Origin of the sequence: Sphingomonas xanthus, from assembly GCF_007998985.1 — a bacterium.
GTDB lineage: Bacteria > Pseudomonadota > Alphaproteobacteria > Sphingomonadales > Sphingomonadaceae > Sphingomicrobium > Sphingomicrobium xanthum.
Genome location: NZ_CP041659.1, coordinates 47,389 through 67,450, shown reverse-complemented (window position 1 = coordinate 67,450; position 20,062 = coordinate 47,389). Strand labels below are relative to the sequence as shown.

General features: G+C 61.7%; 23 protein-coding genes. 10 read left to right on the top strand and 13 right to left on the bottom strand.

Going from position 1 to position 20,062, the window contains the following annotated elements:
• Positions 1-33: 33 nt before the first annotated feature.
• From FMM02_RS00315 to FMM02_RS00305, 3 genes are all read right to left on the bottom strand, one after another.
• The gene (locus FMM02_RS00315; RefSeq protein WP_147493002.1) at positions 34-942 is read right to left on the bottom strand and encodes a LysR family transcriptional regulator; all 909 of its coding nucleotides are present in this window, start codon (positions 940-942) and stop codon (positions 34-36) included.
• Between the two features lie 150 nt (positions 943-1,092).
• Positions 1,093-1,278, bottom strand: coding sequence for a tautomerase family protein (locus FMM02_RS00310; RefSeq protein ID WP_246104782.1), 186 nt, complete (start codon positions 1,276-1,278; stop codon positions 1,093-1,095).
• A gap of 99 nt (positions 1,279-1,377) precedes the next feature.
• Complete coding sequence (locus tag FMM02_RS00305) at positions 1,378-2,358, bottom strand: cyclase family protein (protein ID WP_187107792.1); 981 nt, start codon at positions 2,356-2,358, stop codon at positions 1,378-1,380.
• A gap of 139 nt (positions 2,359-2,497) precedes the next feature.
• Between FMM02_RS00305 and FMM02_RS00300 the strand changes: the two genes are divergently transcribed.
• The 3 genes from FMM02_RS00300 to FMM02_RS00290 all read left to right on the top strand — a co-directional run bounded on the left by FMM02_RS00300 (position 2,498) and on the right by FMM02_RS00290 (position 4,682).
• Positions 2,498-3,448, top strand: coding sequence for a Gfo/Idh/MocA family protein (locus tag FMM02_RS00300; protein ID WP_147492999.1), 951 nt, complete (start codon positions 2,498-2,500; stop codon positions 3,446-3,448).
• A 136-nt stretch (positions 3,449-3,584) separates the two neighbouring features.
• Complete coding sequence (locus FMM02_RS00295) at positions 3,585-3,980, top strand: MbcA/ParS/Xre antitoxin family protein (RefSeq protein WP_147492998.1); 396 nt, start codon at positions 3,585-3,587, stop codon at positions 3,978-3,980.
• Positions 3,981-4,682, top strand: a complete 702-nt coding sequence (locus FMM02_RS00290) for an RES family NAD+ phosphorylase (RefSeq protein WP_147492997.1) — start codon at positions 3,981-3,983, stop codon at positions 4,680-4,682. It begins immediately after the preceding gene.
• A 78-nt stretch (positions 4,683-4,760) separates the two neighbouring features.
• Here the strand turns inward: FMM02_RS00290 and FMM02_RS00285 are convergent, their stop codons facing one another.
• The 5 genes from FMM02_RS00285 to eno form a co-directional block, all read right to left on the bottom strand.
• Complete coding sequence (locus FMM02_RS00285) at positions 4,761-5,378, bottom strand: hypothetical protein (protein ID WP_147492996.1); 618 nt, start codon at positions 5,376-5,378, stop codon at positions 4,761-4,763.
• Positions 5,379-5,391: 13 nt separating this feature from the next.
• Positions 5,392-6,750 (bottom strand): pyruvate dehydrogenase complex E1 component subunit beta, encoded by a 1,359-nt coding sequence (locus FMM02_RS00280; protein ID WP_147492995.1) that lies wholly within the window; start codon positions 6,748-6,750, stop codon positions 5,392-5,394.
• Positions 6,750-7,805 carry a pyruvate dehydrogenase (acetyl-transferring) E1 component subunit alpha gene (pdhA, locus tag FMM02_RS00275; protein ID WP_147492994.1) on the bottom strand — a complete coding sequence of 352 codons (1,056 nt, stop codon included), beginning with the start codon at positions 7,803-7,805 and terminating at the stop codon, positions 6,750-6,752. Before pdhA ends, FMM02_RS00280 begins: the two co-directional genes overlap by 1 nt.
• Positions 7,806-7,885: 80 nt before the next feature.
• Positions 7,886-8,200 (bottom strand): FtsB family cell division protein, encoded by a 315-nt coding sequence (locus tag FMM02_RS00270; RefSeq protein WP_147492993.1) that lies wholly within the window; start codon positions 8,198-8,200, stop codon positions 7,886-7,888.
• A 75-nt stretch (positions 8,201-8,275) separates the two neighbouring features.
• Complete coding sequence (gene eno / locus FMM02_RS00265; RefSeq protein ID WP_147492992.1) at positions 8,276-9,565, bottom strand: phosphopyruvate hydratase; 1,290 nt, start codon at positions 9,563-9,565, stop codon at positions 8,276-8,278.
• Between the two features lie 147 nt (positions 9,566-9,712).
• Between eno and FMM02_RS00260 the strand changes: the two genes are divergently transcribed.
• From FMM02_RS00260 to FMM02_RS00240, 5 genes are read left to right on the top strand one after another with little or no spacing between them, the layout of a single operon-like run.
• Positions 9,713-10,198, top strand: coding sequence for a hypothetical protein (locus FMM02_RS00260; protein WP_147492991.1), 486 nt, complete (start codon positions 9,713-9,715; stop codon positions 10,196-10,198).
• Between the two features lie 5 nt (positions 10,199-10,203).
• Positions 10,204-10,545: a phage holin family protein gene (locus FMM02_RS00255; RefSeq protein ID WP_147492990.1), complete on the top strand. Its 342-nt coding sequence runs from the start codon at positions 10,204-10,206 to the stop codon at positions 10,543-10,545.
• The gene (locus FMM02_RS00250) at positions 10,538-10,966 is read left to right on the top strand and encodes a DUF3618 domain-containing protein (RefSeq protein WP_187107791.1); all 429 of its coding nucleotides are present in this window, start codon (positions 10,538-10,540) and stop codon (positions 10,964-10,966) included. Before FMM02_RS00255 ends, FMM02_RS00250 begins: the two co-directional genes overlap by 8 nt.
• Complete coding sequence (locus FMM02_RS00245) at positions 10,963-11,415, top strand: hypothetical protein (protein WP_147492988.1); 453 nt, start codon at positions 10,963-10,965, stop codon at positions 11,413-11,415. Before FMM02_RS00250 ends, FMM02_RS00245 begins: the two co-directional genes overlap by 4 nt.
• Before the next feature lie 11 nt (positions 11,416-11,426).
• Positions 11,427-11,663 (top strand): DUF4170 domain-containing protein, encoded by a 237-nt coding sequence (locus FMM02_RS00240; protein WP_147492987.1) that lies wholly within the window; start codon positions 11,427-11,429, stop codon positions 11,661-11,663.
• Here FMM02_RS00240 and FMM02_RS00235 read toward each other — a convergent pair.
• The 5 genes from FMM02_RS00235 to carA form a co-directional block, all read right to left on the bottom strand.
• Positions 11,660-12,283, bottom strand: coding sequence for a rhomboid family intramembrane serine protease (locus tag FMM02_RS00235; RefSeq protein ID WP_147492986.1), 624 nt, complete (start codon positions 12,281-12,283; stop codon positions 11,660-11,662). The genes FMM02_RS00240 and FMM02_RS00235 overlap by 4 nt on opposite strands.
• Positions 12,283-12,756, bottom strand: a complete 474-nt coding sequence (gene greA / locus FMM02_RS00230) for a transcription elongation factor GreA (protein WP_147492985.1) — start codon at positions 12,754-12,756, stop codon at positions 12,283-12,285. Before greA ends, FMM02_RS00235 begins: the two co-directional genes overlap by 1 nt.
• Positions 12,757-12,842: 86 nt before the next feature.
• A complete protein-coding gene (gene carB, locus FMM02_RS00225; RefSeq protein WP_147492984.1) occupies positions 12,843-16,175 on the bottom strand; it encodes a carbamoyl-phosphate synthase large subunit in 3,333 nt (1,110 codons plus the stop codon).
• Positions 16,175-16,426, bottom strand: coding sequence for a hypothetical protein (locus FMM02_RS00220; RefSeq protein WP_147492983.1), 252 nt, complete (start codon positions 16,424-16,426; stop codon positions 16,175-16,177). The genes carB and FMM02_RS00220 overlap by 1 nt, the downstream gene beginning before the upstream one ends.
• Before the next feature lie 20 nt (positions 16,427-16,446).
• Entirely contained in the window at positions 16,447-17,616 is a 1,170-nt protein-coding gene (gene carA, locus FMM02_RS00215) for a glutamine-hydrolyzing carbamoyl-phosphate synthase small subunit (protein WP_147492982.1), read from the bottom strand.
• Between the two features lie 147 nt (positions 17,617-17,763).
• Here carA and FMM02_RS00210 point away from each other — a divergent pair, with 147 nt between their 5' ends.
• Together FMM02_RS00210 and dnaG are read left to right on the top strand one after the other, a co-directional pair.
• The gene (locus FMM02_RS00210) at positions 17,764-18,219 is read left to right on the top strand and encodes a GatB/YqeY domain-containing protein (RefSeq protein ID WP_147492981.1); all 456 of its coding nucleotides are present in this window, start codon (positions 17,764-17,766) and stop codon (positions 18,217-18,219) included.
• Entirely contained in the window at positions 18,216-20,051 is a 1,836-nt protein-coding gene (gene dnaG / locus FMM02_RS00205) for a DNA primase (RefSeq protein WP_147492980.1), read from the top strand. The genes FMM02_RS00210 and dnaG overlap by 4 nt, the downstream gene beginning before the upstream one ends.
• Positions 20,052-20,062: the final 11 nt, after the last annotated feature.

Sequence of the window (20,062 nt, the reverse complement as noted above, 5' to 3'; positions counted from 1 at the left end):
ACTGCTCCAGCGCTTATGTCATTCCCCGCTAAATCAGTCACTTGCATCGGAGGTCGCGGGGTCGAACATGTCGCGCAATTCGGCCAATTTTTCGAAGGCAAAGTCGGTAAATGCCTTCACTCTTGCCACTGCCCTGATGTCTTCATGAACCAATATCCACAACTCGCTTGCTGCCTCGGCTACGACAGGCGAAACCCTCCGAAGGCCTGAGCTTGCTGCTGCCATGTAACAAGGAAGAAGTGCCAGGCCGATCCCGGCTTCCGCGGCGTGACGCAAGGCGGTGAGGCTGTTGACGTACAACCGGAAATTCGCGCTTGGGATATTGGCACCAAGCCAGCGATAGGCACGCAGATGGGACAGACTGTCGTCGAGCCCAATCCAGTCTTGATCGGTGAGCGGCAGATCGCGCTCCTTGCGCTGCAGATACTCGCCTGACCCGTAGATTGCGTAACTCAACTTCCCTATCCGGCGACCATAAAGATTCTCGGATGGAGCGGCGGCAGGACGGATCGCAATATCTGCGTCCCTACGCGATAGGTTGAGCATCTGACCCCCAGTCACAAGTTCGATTGCGACTTCAGGGTTTAGGCGCTCGAAGGAAGCACAAATGGACATGATCCATGGAAGCAGCGTGTCCGTTGTCGTAAGCCTGACAGTTCCGCTCAGTCGGAGGTCTTTTCCGGCCAGCTTTCTTTCCAGCTCCACGACTTCTGCATCAATGCGTTCTGCCAAGCTAATGACTGCCTCGCCCGATACAGTAGGAATGTACCCGCTGCGCAGCCGTTCGAACAAACGCACTCCAAGGCGTTCCTCGATGCCGCTGATCCGCCGAAACATCGTCGAGTGATTGACCCGCATCTCGCGCGCGGCACCGGCAAGCGACCCGTTACGGCCGATCGCTAGCACCGTCAGCAGATCGTCCCAAGCCAGACCCTTCCGCATGTTTCTCGTGCTTTTCCGCCGTTGAGCGCGAATGCGAGTGTAGCAATCGAATGATAGCCGGCACAGCCCCGGCCGACCGGCTTTCAATTCCCGCGATTGCAACTGGGCTGGGACGGCTGCCGCCGGTACTCTCAAGTGATAACTGGAGTCTTACCGTTCCCGCGCGCGGAATTCGTCGGTCAGCATCCCGAAGTAGCCCCAATTTTCTTCCTCGATCTCCTGAATGATGATGTGCGTATGCTCAGGTTTCTTGCCGAGAATATCTACTAGCGACCGCGTTATCTCGGCAACGAGGCGTTGCTTCTGATCGCGAGTAGCGCCGACGGTAATCTGCAAATTGACGCAAGGCATCCGCAATCTCCATGGTTGAGGGGCTTACGAGATTTAGCACGGCGGCGCGCCGGGAGCTGCACGCCGCCGTGCCAGGAAGCCCGGCTATTCAGGCTTCTTAACCAGCCGGAAGGCGATCGGACGAATTGGAGCCGCGCTCGCCCCGCGAAACTTCAGGGATCCGCCGATGAAAGCGAACTCAAATACTCGGTCTTTCGCGAGCTCTTCGAGAAACGCCAATTCGATAATTGGGATACCATGTTCCGCGAGCAGATAGGTATGCACAGGGACGTAGTTCACAGGATCGTCGGACGGGAAAGCCTCGAAGCTCAGATTGTCCGCTCCGACCACCATGGCTCCTTGCTCGACCAGGTAACGGGCGCCGTCCATGTCCAGGCCGGGAGCCTTGTCGATGAACGCTTGCCCCTCCTGGAAACGAGCCATTCGGCCAGTCCGGATCAGCACAACGTCGCCTCTGCGGAGCGAGACCGTTTGCTTCATCAGGGCACGTTCCAGATCTGCCCGCCGGATTCGATAGTTATCAGGCAGCATCGCCCTACCCTGCGACGCAGCGACATCGATCAGCACGCCGCGGGCAACAATGAGCGGGATCGTTTCCGCGCCGGCCTTGCGCCATCCCCGATCCCCCAGATGTTCATCGGCACTGAAGCCATTATAGATCTGGCCATTCAGGCCGAAGTGATTCAACGCGTCGATGTGCGTTCCCATATGGGTGTACATGGAGACTGCGTCGCCAGTGTATGAAACCCGGCTGTTAGCCTGCCTGCCGACCTGCATAGGATCGTCAACCTCAGTGCCGCGCGGTGTGTGCGTCAGCCAGTATTGGGATCGGGGATCGCCGATCCCATGCCAGCTCGGCATGCCGACGAAATAGTCTACTGACAGATCATATGCCTGCGACGCGTCGCTCTGCTTGAGTATCTCGGCCCGGCTCTCGGCGGTCATGAGGTTCAGCCGGCCGATCTCGTCGGCCGGTCCCCAGGGACTCTTGCCCACCTCCGGAGCAGCCGACGCAGGCATAGATGCCGCGATCAGAAGTAGTGCGAAGCAGCCGTGAATTCGCATCAAATTTCTCCTGCCCACGGGTGGACGGCGAAATATATGGACTTGCATGAGCGCGCGCGGAATTCACTAAAGACGCATTTCTCGATTGCATCGATGCAAACTTAAATTGCCCGGAAGGGGCGTTCCCGGAACGATATTCTTGACCTACTCCAGGCCGAGGTTCGCAGGAGATAAGAGTTTGCACGGCGTCGGAATAATCGGGCTGGGCCTGATGGGGCAGCGATTTGCCCAAGCGGCAGAAGGCCATCCGGAAATCCGAGTGGTTGCTCACTATGACCCGTACGCAAAATCCGCGGTCGGCACAGCGTTGGCGACCGCCAGTGCAAAGGATCTCATTTGCCATCCTGACGTCGAGTGCGTCTACATTGCCTCGCCGCCCGCGACGCATCTCGACCTGATCAATCAAGCAGCGAAGGCCGGCAAGGCGATCTTTTGCGAGAAACCTCTTTGCACTGATGTTGCGGATGCGCATGCGGCGGTTGGCGCTGTTGAGGCAGCCGGTGTGGCAGCGGCGGTCAATTATCCGCATGCAACAGCGTCCGCTGCTCTAGAGTTGCAACGGATTGTCCAGTCCGGCGAGCTTGGCCCCAATGTCGCGGCAAGGCTCACCTTGCGCTTCGCGGAGTGGCCGCGGCGATGGCAGGCCCAGGCCGGCGACTGGTTGCGAAGCCCGACAGAGGGCGGTTTCGTCCGAGAGGTCATTTCCCATTTTCTGTATCTCGCGGGCCGGCTGTTCGGCCCCGGCAAACTGGTGGAGCGGTCGATCCAGTGGGGTCCAGCGACAGAGGAAATCCTTCACTGCAAACTCGATTTCAATGGGGTTGAGTTGGTCATCGATGGGGCCGTGACTGGCGACATCGAAGACCACAACTCCCTCGAAGTCCGCGGGGAGCTGGCCGCCGCAACGCTCTTCGATTGGTACCAGCTTCATTATGGCCAGACACAAATTGGAGAAGGGTCGGCTCCTACTTCGCAGCTGGATGAGCTTGGCCTGATGCTCGACGGCCACGATCATCGGCTGGCATCGTTTGAAGAGGCTTGCTCAGTAGTACAGCTGGTTGAAGCGATCGTCCTGCGTCAGACGTCCTGAGCGTCATGCAGCCAAGCTGGTTCTCAGGGCTCCCTTCCGCGGCAGAGCAAGCAGCCACGCGTTTTAGTCCGTTTGTCTATAATCTAGACATGAGAGGGTGTTTTGCCTATATTCCGTAAATACTCGGAGATTGCCAATGGCCGAAGCACTTCACCTCGATCGGGCGAGTTCGACTAACCACCTTGGCGGGCCGGCGCTGCGCGGATTCTTCAACATCGCCAAGCAGTGGGAGCTTTCGGAAGTTGAGCAGATGGCGATCCTGGGCCTGAAAAGCCGTTCCACGCTTCAAAGCTGGAAGGCTGGTAATGTCTCTAAGATCAGCCGCGATACGCTGGAGCGCATCTCCTACGTTTTCGGCATCTTCAAGGCGATCAATATCCTGCTCCCGATCCCGGCGCGGGCGAACGGCTGGATGCGCAAGCCCAACAAGGCGCCGCTGTTCAACGGCCAGTCGGCGCTCGACCGCATGACGTCCGGCAACGTGAGCGACCTCTATGTTGTTCGCCAGTATCTCGACGCTCAGCGCGGCTAGATGGTCAGCCTGGAGTGCTACGAGCCACCGGTGGCGGTGACGGGATGGCGCGTCTATCGCATCATTCCCACCATCTTCCCGCCCCGTTCGATCTTCGACGACATCGCAAGCGTCGAAGACCTCGACGCACTCTACGAAGTTGAAGGCCTTACCAATGACCGCGTCCGCGAGCAGATCGGTCAGCTTCAGCTAGTTGCGCCTGAAGACCGGGTGGCGGGCCCGAGCACGACCCCGGTTATGGCGGCCTTCACTCACCTCAACCCGAGCGGGTCGCGCTTCACCGACGGGACTTACGGCGTCTATTACGCCGCCACGGAACTCGACACCGCAATTGCCGAGACAAAGTACCATCGCGAAGTGTTCCTTGCGGCCACGGACGAGGCACCGATTGAGATCGACCAGCGCGTCTATGTTGCGACGGTTACCTGCGACCTTCATAATCTTCGGAGCTGCCAAGGCACCTACCCGGAGATTCTGGATCCGGCTGATTATTCTGCCGGCCAGAAACTGGGAGCCCGGCTCCGCAACGAAGGTTCGAATGGTGTCATTTACGACAGCGTCCGCGCGCCCGGCGGCACCTGCGTAGGCGTATTCCGTCCGCGCTGCCTGGCAGACTGCATCCAGGAGAGGCATCTGACCTATCGCTGGGACGGTGAGCGCATCAGCGAGATCTACGAGAAATCGGGATACCGTTCAGTTTAGCCCATACAAAGCAACTCACGTCGGCGCTCCATTCGGCTAGCGGCGAGAGTGAGAAGGCGCTCAAAACAAGGTGCCCGTTTAAGCAACCCTTCCAGACAGCCGGTGCAGCAGGATTGCCCCAGCTCGACCCGGAGTCGCTTCGGGTTCCGTTCCATGGCCATATCTCAGGTCGCGCGCAGCGAGGCGCGCCAATGACGTCAACGGTCGAATTCGTCGCGGAAAACGATGGCCTCTCAACACATCAACTGCATCTGCGCGGTTCAATGCCAGTGACAGGCGCCTCGCCCTCGCCACTCCATATAGCCGCCCTGCCCAAGCCAGCTTCGGGTCATCAACTTCCAACAGTCTTGCTGCCAGAGCGAATAGCATCGCCCCACCCTCACCTATCCGGTCCGGATCAAGCTCCTCATCAAGCATGGCGAGCCAGCTGTCTTCAAGCATGCCCAACTCTTCGCCACGAATACCGCGCGGCAAGAGCACCGCCGCCACTGATTGCAACCGGGGTTCCGGCGGCGGACCACGATGGTCGAGCTGTTCAAGGGCTTCACGCCACCAGGCCAACCTGATCGCCCCGAGGGCGGGCTGGGTCGACGAAGTCACGACGCTACGAAGCGCATCATCGATATCGAACAGCGCATCGAAAGCGGGCCGAAGCTCGACCGGCCAATGCAGGCGAACCAGGTCACGGTCGCGCATCGGCGCGCCCGGCTTATCGATAGCAGACCGCCTTGGCCGCCTTCACGACGTCATCGGCGCGAATGATCGCCATCTTTTCAAGGTTCGCCGCATAAGGCAGCGGCACGTCGACGTCGGTCACCCGAAGCACCGGCGCATCGAGATCGTCAAAGCCTTCTTCCATGCAGATCGCCATGATCTCGCTCGCGATCGAGCAGGTCGGCCAGCCTTCCTCGACCACTACGAGCCGATTTGTCTTGGCGAGCGACGTCAACACCGCCTCCTTGTCGAGCGGTCGCAAGGTGCGAAGATCGATAACCTCGGCCTCGATCCCCTCACCTGCCAGCTGGTCGGCAGCGTCCAGCGCGACGCCAACACCGATCGAATAGCTGACCAGCGTGACGTCACTTCCCTCCCGCATGATGCGCGCCTTGCCGATCGGCAAGACATAGTCCTCGACCATCGGAACGCCGAAGCTCTGGCCGTAGAGCAATTCGTTTTCGAGGAAGACCACTGGGTCTTCGCTTCGAATCGCGGCTTTCAGCAGGCCCTTGGCGTCAGCACTGTCATACGGAGCAATTACCACCAGCCCCGGGACGGATGCGTACCAGGGACCGTAATTCTGGCTGTGCTGGGCGCCAACCCGGCTGGCCGCGCCGTTAGGGCCACGGAACACGATCGGGCAACGCATCTGGCCGCCCGACATATAATTGGTCTTGGCCGCCGAATTGATGATGTGGTCGATCGCCTGCATCGCGAAGTTGAAGGTCATGAATTCGATCACGGGCTTCAGTCCGCCCATGGCTGCGCCTGACCCGAGACCAGCAAAGCCATATTCGGTGATTGGCGTATCTACGACACGCTTGGGTCCGAACTCGTCGAGCAAGCCCTGGGTTACCTTGTAAGCGCCCTGGTACTGCGCGACCTCTTCGCCCATCACGAACACCCGCTCGTCCCGGCGCATTTCTTCGGCCATCGCGTCGCGCAGCGCTTCGCGAACCGTGGTCGGCTTCATCTCGGTTCCCTCGGGGACGTCGGTTGCGGCCATGGTTGGCGCCTTGACGACCGGCTTTGGCGCCGGATCATCGGTCCTGGGCGCGGGCTGCGGAGCCGCCGGCTCCGCATTGGGCTCCGGATCGACCGAGGCGGCGCCATCGCCGCCCATGAGGGCGATGACCGTTCCAACCTTCACGCCGTCGGTGCCTTCTGCGACCAGGATCTTGGAGATGGTCCCTTCGTCGACTGCCTCGAACTCCATCGTCGCCTTGTCGGTTTCGATCTCGGCCAGGATGTCGCCCGACGACACTTCATCGCCTTCCTTCACCAGCCATTTGGCCAGCGTGCCTTCCTCCATCGTCGGGGAGAGGGCGGGCATCTTCAGTTCGACGGACATCAATAGCTCTCCACCAGAACATCGGTGTACAGTTCGGCCGGATCCGGCTCCGGCGCTTCTTCAGCAAACTTCGCAGAAGCGACGACGATATCCTTGATTTCCTTGTCGATCGCCTTGAGCTCGTCCTCTTTGACGCCAAGCTTTCCTAATTCGGCGGCGGCAAGGTCGATCGGGTCGCGATGCTCGCGATAATCCTGGACTTCTTCTTTCGTGCGATACTTGGCCGGGTCCGACATCGAATGTCCGCGATACCGATAGGTAAGGAGTTCGAGAATGATCGGCCCCTTCCCTGCCTGGGTCCATTTCATCGCTTCCTCGGCCGCGCCGCGGACAGCCAACACATCCATGCCATCGACCTGGATGCCGGGGATACGGAAGCTCTCGCCACGCTTGTAGAAGTCAGGCTCCGAAGCCGACCTCTCGACCGCGGTGCCCATCGCATACTTGTTGTTCTCGATGGCGTAGATGACCGGGAGGTCCCACAGCTTCGCCATGTTGAAGCTCTCGTAGACCTGGCCCTGGTTGGCAGCGCCGTCACCGAAATAGGCAAGGCAGGTGCCGCCATCGCCCGAATATTGATGCTTGAAGGCAAGGCCCGTGCCCAAGGCGACCTGCGCACCGACGATGCCATGGCCGCCGTAAAAGCCATGCTCGACGCTGAACATGTGCATCGAACCGCCCTTGCCCTTGGAAATGCCGGCGGCGCGGCCGGTCAGCTCGGCCATGATGACGTTGGGGTCGATGCCATAAGCCAGCATGTGGCCATGGTCGCGATAGCCGGTGATGACGCTGTCGCGCCCGACCTTCATCGCGCTTTGAAGTCCGACTGCTACCGCTTCCTGGCCGATGTAGAGGTGGCAGAAGCCACCGATCAGCCCGAGTCCGTAAAGCTGGCCCGCCCGCTCCTCGAAGCGGCGGATGAGGAGCATCTGCTTGTAAAAATCGAGCAGCTCGTCCTTCGACGCCTTGTAGCGCTCCGGCTCGCCGGGACGCTCCCGATTAGGTTTGCCGGGCGCTGCGGCGGGGGCAGCACTCTTGCGGGCGGTTTTCGCCACGGACCTCTCCACTGTCGTTCGTTTGCGCGCGCTATAGGAGCCACAGGCCCGAAAGGGCAATGCCGTAGCGTCGGTTCGCCTCAGTCTTCGAGAGGAACGACGACTTCATCGGCGCGAACGAGGCCCAAATCCTTGCGGACCATCTCATCGGCGAGGTCGGGATCGGCCTTGCGCGGGTCAAGCAGTGTCGAGCGGTGACGTAACCGGTCACGCTCGGCCTCCAGCTGCGCAAGCTCGGCCTTTCGCATTTCAAGCTGTTGGGAATAGCCGCGCCAGGCGAAGAGACCATTCGGTCCGGCGACGGCATGACCGGCGAAGCTGCCGACGACGATCAGCGCCAGCGCAGGCCAAGCGGCCCGGCGGATCAATCCAACGCTGTTCGGCTTCCCCGTCATCTCCTTCACAGAATCAGAAAGACGCCATGAAGGCAAGGCATTTCATGCCTTTGATTCACAGAATTTTTTTGGGGTTCAGCGAGAATGGTAGGCCTTGAGCGCGGCGACGCCGGGATAGCGGGCCATGTCGCCCAATTCCTCCTCGATGCGCAGCAGCTGATTATATTTGGCGGTCCGATCCGACCGGGCCAGGCTGCCCGTCTTGATCTGGCCGCAGCCCAGCGCCACCGCAAGGTCGGCGATGGTCGAATCCTCGGTCTCACCCGACCGATGGGACATCACCGCGGTATAGCCCGACGACTGCGCCAGCCGAACGGCATTGATCGTTTCAGTGAGCGTGCCGATCTGGTTGACCTTTACCAGGATCGAATTGGCGATCCCGTCGCGAATACCGTCGGCCAATCGCGCTTCGTTGGTCACGAACAGGTCATCGCCTACGAGCTGGACCCGGCCGCCGAGCCGTTCGGTGAGCGCTTTCCAGCCGGCCATGTCATCCTCTGCCATGCCGTCTTCGATCGATGCAATCGGATATGCGTCGCAAAGCTCGGCGAGGTAGGCCGCCATTTCGTCGGGCGACAAGGTCCGCCCCTCGCCTTCCATGACGTAGCCGCCGTCCTTGAAGAATTCAGTGGAGGCACAATCAAGCGCGATCAGCACGTCCTCGCCCAGCTTGTAGCCAGCGCTGGAGGTCGCTTCGGCGATGAGGTCCAGCGCCGCGCGCGCCGAAGCGATGTTAGGCGCGAAACCGCCTTCATCGCCGACCGCGGTGCTCAGTCCCTTGCCGTGAAGCGCCGATTTCAGCGCGTGGAAAATCTCAGTCCCGCAGCGCAGGGCCTCCGAAAAACTCTCGGCGCCCACAGGCATGACCATGAATTCCTGGAAATCTATCGGATTGTCGGCATGGGCCCCGCCGTTGAGGATGTTCATCATCGGCACCGGCAGGATCGTTGCGCCAACGCCGCCGACATACCGGTACAGCGGCAGGCCGCGCGCTTCCGCCGCTGCCCTTGCCGTGGCCAGACTGACACCGAGAATGGCATTGGCGCCAAGCTTTGCCTTGTTCGTGGACCCGTCGAGGTCGATCATCGCTGCATCGATCTCGGCCTGGTCCTCGGCGTCATATCCAAGAATGGCATCGGCAATGGCGCCATTGACCGCGCGCACAGCCTCGCCGACGCCCTTGCCGCCCCAGCGCGCCGGGTCGCCGTCACGCTTCTCGACAGCTTCATGGGCCCCGGTCGAAGCGCCCGAGGGGACCGCTGCCCGGCCCAACGACCCGTCCTCCAGGGTCACGTCGACTTCGATCGTCGGGTTCCCGCGGCTGTCGAGAATCTGCCTGGCGTGAATGTCGACGATTGCGGTCATTGCGCTGCCTTTTCGATAAATGGGTCTGTAAGCTCGTTGCGGCCCCTATACGGCGCGCGGCAAAGGGTGCAACTTGTCGGCAGCAAATCCGTCGCCGGAACGATGGGCGGGGGTCCCGGGTTGAATCCGAAAAGGAGGAGATAAAGCATGGCCAATCCAAATGAGCTTCCCGAAGGCACCGACACCGTCATCGCTGGCGCGTCCGCAACCGATACCGAGGAGGCTCTCATCGTGCGCGAACCGACTTCAAAAGACCGAGCAATCGAAAAACTTCGCTCGGGGAGCGAGAAGCTCTCCGGCCAGGCCGCAGACAAGGCCCGGGGTTTCGTCAGCCAGGGACTCGAGCGGTCGAGCGAGGCGCTGGCGAATGTCTCCAAGCTGGTTGGGGACACAGCCGACGGCCTCGATGAACGATTGGGCGCGGAATATGGCGATTACGCCCGCCGGGCCGCGAGCGCGATCGAGGAAGCTGCCAACAAATTGGCCGCGAAAGATGCCGACGAACTGATCGACGACAGCCGGGAATTCGTGCGCAAGAGCCCGGGCGTTGCGCTCGCCGGCGCTGCGATTGTCGGTTTCGCGCTTGTCCGGCTGGTCAAGTCCGGGTTCGACCAGGACAAAAAGTCCAGCTGACGGCCATGGCATCGCACGGGGGCAAGGCCGAGGAGGATGTTCCGCTGAGCGAACTGCTCGAGCGGCTGGTCGATGACGGCCGCGGTTACGCACAGGCCGAGCTGGAGCTGGTCAAGGCCAAGATGGCGGAAAGGGCACAGGCCTATCGCCCTCCCCTTGCACTAGGCATCGCCGCACTGATTATCGCGACGGCAGCGCTTATCGCGCTTAGCGTTACGCTCGTCCTTGCACTGGCAGCCCTGCTCGGGCCGCTGCTCGGCGGACTAATTGTCACAGTGACGCTATTGGGGATTGCCGCGCTGCTTGCCTATCTCGCCAAGCGAAAGATCGAGGCAATCGGTGATTAAGGAACATAAAGTCGAGCTTGCGGAAGCTGAAGTCAGCCGCGCCAAGGCCCAGCTGATCGAGACCATCGGCGACCTCACCGACGCTCTCAACCCTCAAAGGATCATGAGTGACCTTTGGGAAACCGCCAAGGTCAAGGGCGCGGACTTGGCCGAAGACGCGGTCGACGCGGTAAAAAAGCGTCCGGTTGCGGTCGGCGGCGCAATGGCCGCGCTGACGATGTTCCTGGCCCGGCAACCGATCAAGGATGCGGCAAGCCGATTGGTTGACGCCATGACGTCATCCAAGCAGCCGACCAAGAAGGAACCCAAGGCCAAGCCTGCAACGTTGTCGTCTGAACCTGAAGCTGGCGGCTTGCCGGCGCCGCGCCGCCGCGCGCGCGCCAAGGCCGCAAGCGCGACCAAACCGGAGAAAGCGCAATGAACAACAACGAACAAGCCCCTAACGAAACACACGCCTCGATCCGCGATCGGGCCGGAGAAGCAATCGAGGGCGCGCGCGAACGCGCCATCGATGCATATGACAGCGCCCGGGAACGGGCCGCCCAGGCCCGCCGGAAGGCTGGCGACGGGATTGGACAAGCCCCTCTCCTCGCCTTGGGCGGCGGCCTTGCGCTCGGCGCGCTGATTGCCGCGATCCTGCCAAAGACCGAAGCTGAGCAGAAGCTACTCGGATCCACCGGTCGACGCATCGCCGACAGCGCCAAGGTTGCAGCAAGCGCAGCCAAGGAAGCGGGCCGCGAAAAGCTGACCGAACTGAACATTACTAAGGATGCCGGCTCGTCAGCCGTACAGTCGCTCGTTGATGGGATCGGTGAGGCGGCGCGCACGTCGGGCAAGGCAGCGCTGGACGCGGTGCGAAACAAGGGCTAGCGGCGCTTGCCATGAGCAAGCTTCACCTCGTCTTCGGCGGGCGGGTCAAGGATCCGCAGGGCCTGGAATTCACCGATCTCGACAAGATTGACCTTGTCGGCCTGTTCGACAGCTATGCAACCGCGGAGGAGGCTTGGCGGGGCGCAGCCCAGCGAACAGTGGACGACGCGGAAATCAAATATGTGGTGGTGCACCTGCACCGACTGCTCGAGCCCGATGCAGACGGTATCGCGCGCCCCAAAGACTAGGCTTTGCGGTACCGCCACATCAGCAGCGGCCGGTGAAGTAGTAGCCCGGCGATGAATCCGCCAATATGGGCGGGGGTCGCAAGCATGACGCCTTCTGCGCCGGCGATCATGCCCGCCATCCACTGCAGCACGATCCAGGTCGCGAGTAACCAGGCGACATGCATTGCGCGATTGAGCACGGCGCTGGAAAGCAGCCGCTTCTGGCGACCGTAAAACAATGCGTAGAGACCGAATAGCGCGCTGATAGCCCCGCTTGCGCCCACCATGGGCACCGGACTCGATGGGTCGACTGCATATTGGGACAGCGCGGCTACGAGGGCACCGACGACATAGGCCATCAGGAGCCCCGCTCCACCGATGATCCGCTCGACATGGGCGCCGATGAACAGCAGCATCGCCATGTTGACGATGAGGTGGGTCCAGCCCCCGTGAATCAGCGCCGACGAGAGAGGCGTGATCCAGGCAGGAAGGGCGTCAGGCCAGTGGATGAGGCCCGAAAGCCGTGCCGGGATAAAGCCGAAGCTGGTGACGAATAGTCCGAGCCCCCCGAAGAGCGCGAGCAGCGAGGTGGCCAGCGTAACCAGCCCGATGCCCACCGTCGCGCTCTTCAGGCGCAACATCAGATGAACTCGATCTTGGCAATCTTGTAATAGCGGTCACCGGCGGGGGTCGAAACTTCGACCTCCTCACCTTTCTGACGGCCAATAAGCGCGCGTCCCAGCGGCGAATTGTAACTGATGCGCCCCACTCGAGCATCGGCTTCCTGCTGGCCGACCAACTGATAGCGGACTTCCTTGTCCTCTTCGTCGAGCAGCGTGACCGTGGCGCCAAACACCACCTTGTCCCCCGACAATGTCGTTGGGTCGATGACGAGAGCGCGGCTCAGCCGGTCTTCCATCTCCGCGATCGAAGCCTCGATATGACCCTGCCGCTCTTTCGCGGCATGATATTCGGCGTTCTCGGAAAGGTCCCCGTGAGCGCGAGCCTCTTCGATTGCGTCGATAATCTCCGGTCGCTCAAGCTTCAGCCGCTTTACCTCTTCGGTCAGCTGCCGGTGGCCTTCGGCCAGCATCGGGACCTTGTCGCTTGCCATGTTCACTCACCCCTTTGCCAAAAGCTGCCCGGGCGCCGGTTCTTGGAAGGGCGGCGCGGTCGCGGACGAACTGTAAAGAAATCCAGTCAGGATGCCGAATAATAGGCTTGGAGCGAGCGGACTTCAAGCGCGTGGCCGCGAAGAGCCTCGATCGCGTTGGCCGTTGCGAGACTGGCGGGCGCGGTCGTAAAGTAAGGCACCTTGTTTTTCAGCGCCGCCTCGCGAATCGCCTGACTGTCCTTCAGCGACTGCCAGCCCTCGGTGGTGTTAAACACCAGCTGGACGTCGCCATCAACGATCCGGTCAACGATGTGCGGTCGCCCCTGGGCCACCTTGTTGACCCGTTCGACGGGCAGGCCTTGCTCGGCGATGTGGTCAGCCGTCCCACCAGTCGCGATCAGTTTGAACCCCAGCTCCACCATCTTCGCCGCGGCCGCGGTGATATGCTGCTTGTCGGTATCCTTGACCGACACAAATACCGTTCCCTCATTGGGTAACAGGACCCCGCCGCCAAGCTGCGACTTCGCAAAAGCGATGTTAAAATTGCTATCGATTCCCATGACTTCACCGGTGCTCTTCATTTCCGGTGAGAGCACCGGGTCGGTCCCGGGGAAGCGCGCAAAGGGAAATACGCTTTCCTTGATGGCGATATGCTTGATGTCTCGGTTGATCGGCTCGAACGAGGCCAGCGGTTCGCCTGCCATGACCTGCGCAGCTATCTTGGCGATCGGCCGGCCAATAGCCTTGGCAACGAATGGCACGGTGCGGCTGGCGCGTGGGTTCACCTCGATCAAATAGACTTCCCGGTCCTTCACTGCATATTGGACATTCATCAGACCCCTGACCTTCAGCGCTAGGGCCAGTGCCTCGGTCTGCCGTTCGATTTCTGCCACGACGTCGGCTGGCAAGCTGTAGGGAGGGATCGAGCAGGCGCTGTCGCCCGAATGGACGCCCGCTTCCTCGATATGCTGGAGCACGCCTGCGACCACGACATCGGTTCCGTCGCTGATGGCATCCACGTCCACCTCGATAGCGTCGCGTAGATAGCGATCGATCAGCACGGGAGAGGAGCCCGACACCTGCACCGCGGTCGCGATGTAATGGTCGAGCTGTTCCGGCCCATCCACCACCTCCATCGCCCGCCCACCGAGCACATAGCTTGGGCGGAGGAGCACCGGATAACCAATGCGCTCGGCGACCGCCATCGCTTCGTCGCGGCTTCGCGCAAGGCCGTTGGCAGGCTGTTTGAGACCGAGCTGGTCGACGAGCTTGGCAAAGCGCTCACGGTCTTCGGCAAGGTCGATACTGTCGGGAGAGGTGCCGAGGATCGGAATGCCCTCAGCCTGCAGCTCGGCAGCGAGTTTGAGCGGTGTTTGTCCGCCGAGCTGGACGATGACGCCTACCAGCGTCCCCTTTTCCGCCTCACGGTGGACGATCTCCAGCACGTCCTCGCCGGTCAACGGCTCGAAATAGAGGCGGTCCGATGTTTCGGGATCAGTCGATACCGTTTCCGGATTGCAATTGACCATGATGGTTTCGAGCCCTGCGTCCTTGAGGGCGAAGCTGGCATGGCAGCAACAATAATCGAATTCGATGCCCTGGCCGATGCGGTTGGGACCGCCGCCGAGGATCACCACCTTCTTCCGATCGGAAATCTCGGCCTCGTCCTCGGCCTCGCCGAATAGCGGCGCCTCGTAGGTCGAATATAGATATGGCGTCGCGGCATCGAATTCTGCGGCGCAGCTGTCGATCCGCTTGAATACCGGGCGCACACCGAGCTTAAGGCGGGCCTTGCGGACCTCTGCCTCGGTTATTCCGCCGGTAAGACCGCGCAGTGCGTCATGGACAATGCCTGACCCGCGTGCGGCGGCCTCGCTCATCTCCCGTTCGACATGAGCCGAACGCAGTGCCAGCTGGGCAAGCCGGGCATCGGAGAAGCCCATGGCCTTCAGCCGGCGCATTTCCGCAGCATCGTGAGGGATGCCCTTGTCGCGTACCTGCTCTTCGGCCGCCACGATTTCAGCGAGGCGTCCGAGAAACCAGGGATCAAAACCGGCGATTTCGTGAATGCGCTCGATCGAGAAACCCTGGCGGAGCGCTTCGGCCGCGACCAGCAGACGGTCGGGCGTTGCGCGAGCCAGCGCATTCTCGATGTCCTCAGGGGCGGCATGCTCCAGGTCGCGCATCCGGTCGAGGCCGCACAGACCCGTCTCAAGTCCACGCAATGCCTTCTGCAAGCTTTCCGCAAAGCTGCGCCCGATCGCCATTACCTCGCCCACCGACTTCATGGCGGTGGAAAGCAGCGGTTGCGATCCCTTGAACTTTTCGAAGGCGAAGCGCGGGATCTTGGTCACGACGTAATCGATTGTCGGCTCGAATGAGGCCGGAGTGGCACCGCCGGTTATGTCGTTAGCGATCTCGTCGAGGGTATAGCCGACCGCAAGCTTGGCCGCGACCTTGGCAATTGGGAAACCGGTGGCCTTTGACGCCAGCGCCGAGGACCGCGAAACGCGCGGGTTCATCTCGATGACGATCATTCGCCCGTCCTTCGGATTGACCGCGAACTGGACGTTGGAACCGCCCGTTTCCACACCGATTTCACGAAGCACCGCGATCGAGGCGGTGCGCATCCGCTGATATTCCTTGTCAGTCAGCGTCAGCGCAGGGGCTACGGTGATGCTGTCGCCGGTGTGGACGCCCATCGGATCGACATTTTCGATCGAGCAGACGATGATGGCGTTGTCGGCGCGATCGCGCACGACTTCCATTTCAAATTCCTTCCAACCGAGCAGGCTCTCCTCGATCAGCACCTCGGTAGTCGGCGAGGCGTCTAGCCCCGACTTGACGATCGCTTCGAATTCCTCCCGGTTGTAGGCGACCCCGCCACCAGTCCCGCCAAGTGTGAAGCTTGGCCGAATGATCGAGGGAAGTCCTGTCGTTTCAAGGACTTTCAACGCGTCTTCGAGATTATGTGCGATTCCGCTACGCGCCGATTCAAGTCCGATCCGGTCCATCGCCTCACGGAATTTCTGCCGGTCCTCGGCCTTGTCGATCGCCTCGGCCTGCGCGCCGATCAGTTGGACGCCATGCTTTTCCAGAACCCCGTTCTTGTTGAGCGTCAGCGCGGTGTTCAGCGCGGTCTGCCCGCCCATCGTCGGCAACAGCGCGTCGGGCTTTTCCTTCTCGATGATCCGCTCGACGATCTCAGGCGTGATCGGCTCGATGTAGGTGGCATCCGCCAATTCGGGATCGGTCATGATCGTCGCCGGGTTCGAATTGACGACGATGACGCGATAGCCCTCGGCTTTCAGGGCCTTGACTGCCTGGCTTCCCGAATAGTCGAACTCGGCGGCCTGGCCGATGACGATCGGACCGGCGCCGATGATGAGGATGGAGCTGATATCGGTGCGGCGGGGCATTATGGTCCTTGCTCGGGAAACTGGATGCCGTCGATTACGACGAGCTTCAGGTGGTTTTTGCGCGCCCAGTCCTGGACGCAGCGGCGCTTGTCGGGGCTAGGCTGGACCCGAAACAGGATCAGCAGCTTTTTTGCCTCCTCATCCTGGATGAGTTCACCATAGGTTAGGCCGCAGGCCAGACCGGCGGCATTGAGTTCGTTGACGCTGTGCATGCGCGGCGTGGCGCAGGCGGACAGTACAAGCGCAGTCATGGCAGTGGCAGCTAGCCGCCTCACCGCATCATTCCGACAAACTTCTCGAATAGATAGAAGCTGTCCTGCGGCCCCGGGCTGGCCTCGGGATGGTACTGGACGCTGAACGCTGGGCGGTCGGTCAGTTCGATCCCACAATTGCTGTCATCAAATAGACTGACATGGGTTTCGCGGATGTTGTTCGGCAGGCCCTGCCGCTCGACTGCGAAGCCATGGTTCATGCTGGTGATCTCGACTGCGCCGTCTTCGAGCCGTTTGACCGGGTGATTGGCGCCGCGGTGGCCCTGAAACATCTTAGTGGTCCTGCCGCCGACAGCCAGGGCTAGCATCTGATGCCCAAGGCAGATGCCGAACAGCGGCTTTCCACTGTCGAGCATCTGCCGGATCACGGGGACCGCATATTCCCCGGTTGCCGCCGGATCACCCGGTCCGTTCGACAGGAAGAACCCATCGGGGTCGTGCGCCATGATCTCTTCGAACGAGGCCGCTGCCGGCAGCACCGTTACCCGCGCGCCGGCTTCGACAAGGTTGCGGAAAATGTTTCGCTTGGCGCCGTAGTCTATGGCGACGACATGTGGCCGCGATGCCTCGTCGCCGCCCATCCGATAGCCCGCGCCGAGTTCCCAGCCCCCGCCACTCCATGCTTCCTGATGATCCCGGCTGACCTCCTTGGCGAGATCCATGCCTTCCAGCCCCGGCCACTCGGCCGCCATCTGCTGGAGCGCGTCGAGGTCGAACCGGCCCTGGTGATTATGGGCAATCGCGATGGTCGGCGGGCCCTCGCGGCGGACCAGCCGGGTTAAGGCCCTTGTATCTACGCCGCTGATGCCGATCCGTCCGGTCGACGCCATCCACTCGGGAAATGCTTGCTGACTGCGAAAATTCGAAGGGACGGTCACCGCCTCTCGTACCAGGCAGCCCAGCGCGTGCGCCTCCCCGGCTTCAACATCTTCTTCGTTGGCGCCGACATTGCCGATGTGGGGGAAGGTGAAGACGATCACCTGCCGCGCGAAGGACGGGTCGGTCATGACTTCCTGGTAGCCAGTCATGGCGGTGTGGAAGCAAAGCTCGCCGACCACTTGTCCTTCGCTGCCAAAACCCCTGCCCCAGATAGTCCGCCCATCGGCGAAGACGATGACTCCCGTCGCCCCCTCGGGTTGTTGGGTGCGCGCGAGATGTGCTTCGGCCATCGGCGGGACGTGCCTTTCCGTTCGGTTTTGCGGCGATGTTGCTAAGCCATGGCCGCTACGCTGCTTCGACGGACTCGTCAACGGCTGTAAATGCAGTCATTTCCCCGTTAGGACTGGCCTTTTCCGCTGGGACGAGACGAGACGCGCATGATTCGCGACGACATCAAAGCTGCACTGGTCGGCGCCATGAAGGGCGGCGACAAAGACTCGACAACAACGATCCGTCTCATCCAGTCAGCGATCAAGAATCGCGACATCGAGTTGCGAACCTCCAGCCAGGCTCCCGACGACGACGCGATGGTCACCGAAGTGCTGCAGAAAATGATCAAGCAGCGCCGCGAATCGGTCGAACTTTATCGCAAGGGCGGCCGGGAGGAGCTGGCCGCCAAGGAGGAAGCCGAGATCAGGGTGATCGAGCGGTTCCTGCCTGCGCAGCTGTCGGAAGCCCAGGCGAGCGCTGAAATCCAGGCGATCATTGCCGAAGTGGGCGCTTCATCGATGAAGGACATGGGGCGCGTCATGACCGAGGTGAAATCGCGCCTTGGCACCCAGATTGAGCCGGCCCGCGCCAGTGCGCTGGTCAAGGCGGCGCTCGCCGGGTGAGCCTGTCGCCAGCCTGGCTGGACGAACTGCGTGCCCGTACGACCTTGAGCGCGATCATCGCGCCGTCGGTCAAGCTGATGAAGGCTGGGCGCGAGTTCAAAGCCTGCTGCCCCTTTCACAATGAAAAGACGCCCAGCTTCACCGTCAACGACGAGAAGGGCTTCTATCACTGCTTCGGCTGCGGGGCACATGGCGACGCCATCCGTTTCCTTACCGATCATCGTGGCCTTCCCTTCATGGACGCGGTCAAGGAGTTGGCGGGGAAGGCCGGGATCGACGTCCCCGCTGCCGATCCCCGCGACAGGGAAAAGGCCGAACGCGCCGCCGGCCTTCACGATGTCATGGCCGCTGCCCAGCGCTGGTTTGCCGAACAGTTGGCCGGCATCGACGGGGCAGAAGCGCGCTCTTACCTCGCCAACCGTGGCATCGACGCCAAGGCGATCGAGAGGTTCGGTATTGGCTTTGCCCCCGATTCGCGCGGGAAGCTCAAGGCAGCGCTAAGCGGGGTCGGCGAAGACAAGCTGGTTGACACCGGCATGCTGATCCGGCCCGAGGAGGCCGACAAGCCAACCTACGACCGGTTCCGCGGCCGGGTGATGATCCCGATTCGCGACCAGCGCGGCCGGGTCATCGCATTCGGCGGCCGAATTCTCGGTCCCGGCGAACCCAAATATCTCAATAGCCCCGACACGCCGCTCTTCGACAAGGGGCGAACCCTCTATAATATCGACCGCGCCGGACCCGCCTCTCGCCAGGCGCACCGACTGCTCGTCGTCGAAGGCTATATGGACGTAATTGCCCTCGACCGCGCCGGAATCACCGAGGTGGTCGCACCCAACGGCACCGCGGTCACCGAGGCACAGCTGGAGCGGATGTGGCGGCTCGATCCTGCTCCAATTTGCTGTTTCGATGGCGACTCTGCCGGTCAGAAGGCGGCAATCCGAGCAGCGCTTCGCGCTCTTCCGCACCTGGGCCCCGACCGCACGTTGCGCTTTGTCGCTTTACCCGCGGGCCAGGACCCCGACGACCTTGTGCGAGCAGGCGGACACGCCGCGGTGGAAGCCTTACTTGGCGAACCGGTGCCGTTGGTCGACCGGCTTTGGCGCCATGAGGTCGAGGCCGCGCCGCTCGACACGCCGGAGGCCCGTGCCGGACTTAAGGCCCGTTTGCTCGACCACACGCAGGCGATTGCTGACCCCTCGGTTCGTCAGCTCTACCGGGACGAGTGGCTCCGGCGATTCGACGAGCTGGTTCGCCCGCAGCGGGAAGCGCGCTCGCTTTACCCTCGGCGCGAATGGACAAAGAAGGGCGGGCGGTTTCAGCCGCCTGCCCCGCCTACCCTCGACGCCACCCGCAGCCTCGCCAAGACCGGGGTCGAGCCTCCGGTGGCCCGCGCACTCCTTCAGGGCTTCCTGCTTTATCCCGAAGCGCTCCACGACCATGTAGAGGAATTGGCCCACCTTTCCCTCGCTGACAGCAAGTCAGCAGCGCTGCGCGATCGGCTGGTCGAACTGGCAATGAGCGCCGAGTCCCTTGATCGAGAGGGGCTTGCCACCATATTGGCCAACGATGCGGCGGGCCTGGATGTTCGGCGCGGTGCGATGGCCTTTTCTTTCACACGGGCAAACAGCGATCCAGCGGTTGCATCCAGCGACCTGGCGGCTGCCTTGGAATTGGCAAGCGCCCGCCTGGAGATCGATGTCGCGCTAGCCGAGGCGACCCGTCGCCTGGGCGAAACGTTTAGCGAAGAAGCCTTTGTGGAGCAGCAGCGGTTGTTTCAGGCTAAGGCAAGATACAACGACAGGCTGGCGTCTCTTGCCAGCAATGAGTAAGCGGGCGCGAG

Coding starts and splice junctions, on each gene's coding strand:
- FMM02_RS00315 (WP_147493002.1), bottom strand. CDS start 942: ATGCGGAAGGGTCTGGCTTGGGACGATCTGCTGACGGTGCTAGCGATC.
- FMM02_RS00305 (WP_187107792.1), bottom strand. CDS start 2,358: ATGCGAATTCACGGCTGCTTCGCACTACTTCTGATCGCGGCATCTATG.
- FMM02_RS00295 (WP_147492998.1), top strand. CDS start 3,585: ATGGCCGAAGCACTTCACCTCGATCGGGCGAGTTCGACTAACCACCTT.
- FMM02_RS00290 (WP_147492997.1), top strand. CDS start 3,981: ATGGTCAGCCTGGAGTGCTACGAGCCACCGGTGGCGGTGACGGGATGG.
- FMM02_RS00285 (WP_147492996.1), bottom strand. CDS start 5,378: ATGCGCGACCGTGACCTGGTTCGCCTGCATTGGCCGGTCGAGCTTCGG.
- FMM02_RS00280 (WP_147492995.1), bottom strand. CDS start 6,750: ATGTCCGTCGAACTGAAGATGCCCGCCCTCTCCCCGACGATGGAGGAA.
- FMM02_RS00270 (WP_147492993.1), bottom strand. CDS start 8,200: ATGACGGGGAAGCCGAACAGCGTTGGATTGATCCGCCGGGCCGCTTGG.
- eno (WP_147492992.1), bottom strand. CDS start 9,565: ATGACCGCAATCGTCGACATTCACGCCAGGCAGATTCTCGACAGCCGC.
- FMM02_RS00260 (WP_147492991.1), top strand. CDS start 9,713: ATGGCCAATCCAAATGAGCTTCCCGAAGGCACCGACACCGTCATCGCT.
- FMM02_RS00255 (WP_147492990.1), top strand. CDS start 10,204: ATGGCATCGCACGGGGGCAAGGCCGAGGAGGATGTTCCGCTGAGCGAA.
- FMM02_RS00245 (WP_147492988.1), top strand. CDS start 10,963: ATGAACAACAACGAACAAGCCCCTAACGAAACACACGCCTCGATCCGC.
- FMM02_RS00240 (WP_147492987.1), top strand. CDS start 11,427: ATGAGCAAGCTTCACCTCGTCTTCGGCGGGCGGGTCAAGGATCCGCAG.
- FMM02_RS00235 (WP_147492986.1), bottom strand. CDS start 12,283: ATGTTGCGCCTGAAGAGCGCGACGGTGGGCATCGGGCTGGTTACGCTG.
- greA (WP_147492985.1), bottom strand. CDS start 12,756: ATGGCAAGCGACAAGGTCCCGATGCTGGCCGAAGGCCACCGGCAGCTG.
- carB (WP_147492984.1), bottom strand. CDS start 16,175: ATGCCCCGCCGCACCGATATCAGCTCCATCCTCATCATCGGCGCCGGT.
- FMM02_RS00220 (WP_147492983.1), bottom strand. CDS start 16,426: ATGACTGCGCTTGTACTGTCCGCCTGCGCCACGCCGCGCATGCACAGC.
- carA (WP_147492982.1), bottom strand. CDS start 17,616: ATGGCCGAAGCACATCTCGCGCGCACCCAACAACCCGAGGGGGCGACG.
- FMM02_RS00210 (WP_147492981.1), top strand. CDS start 17,764: ATGATTCGCGACGACATCAAAGCTGCACTGGTCGGCGCCATGAAGGGC.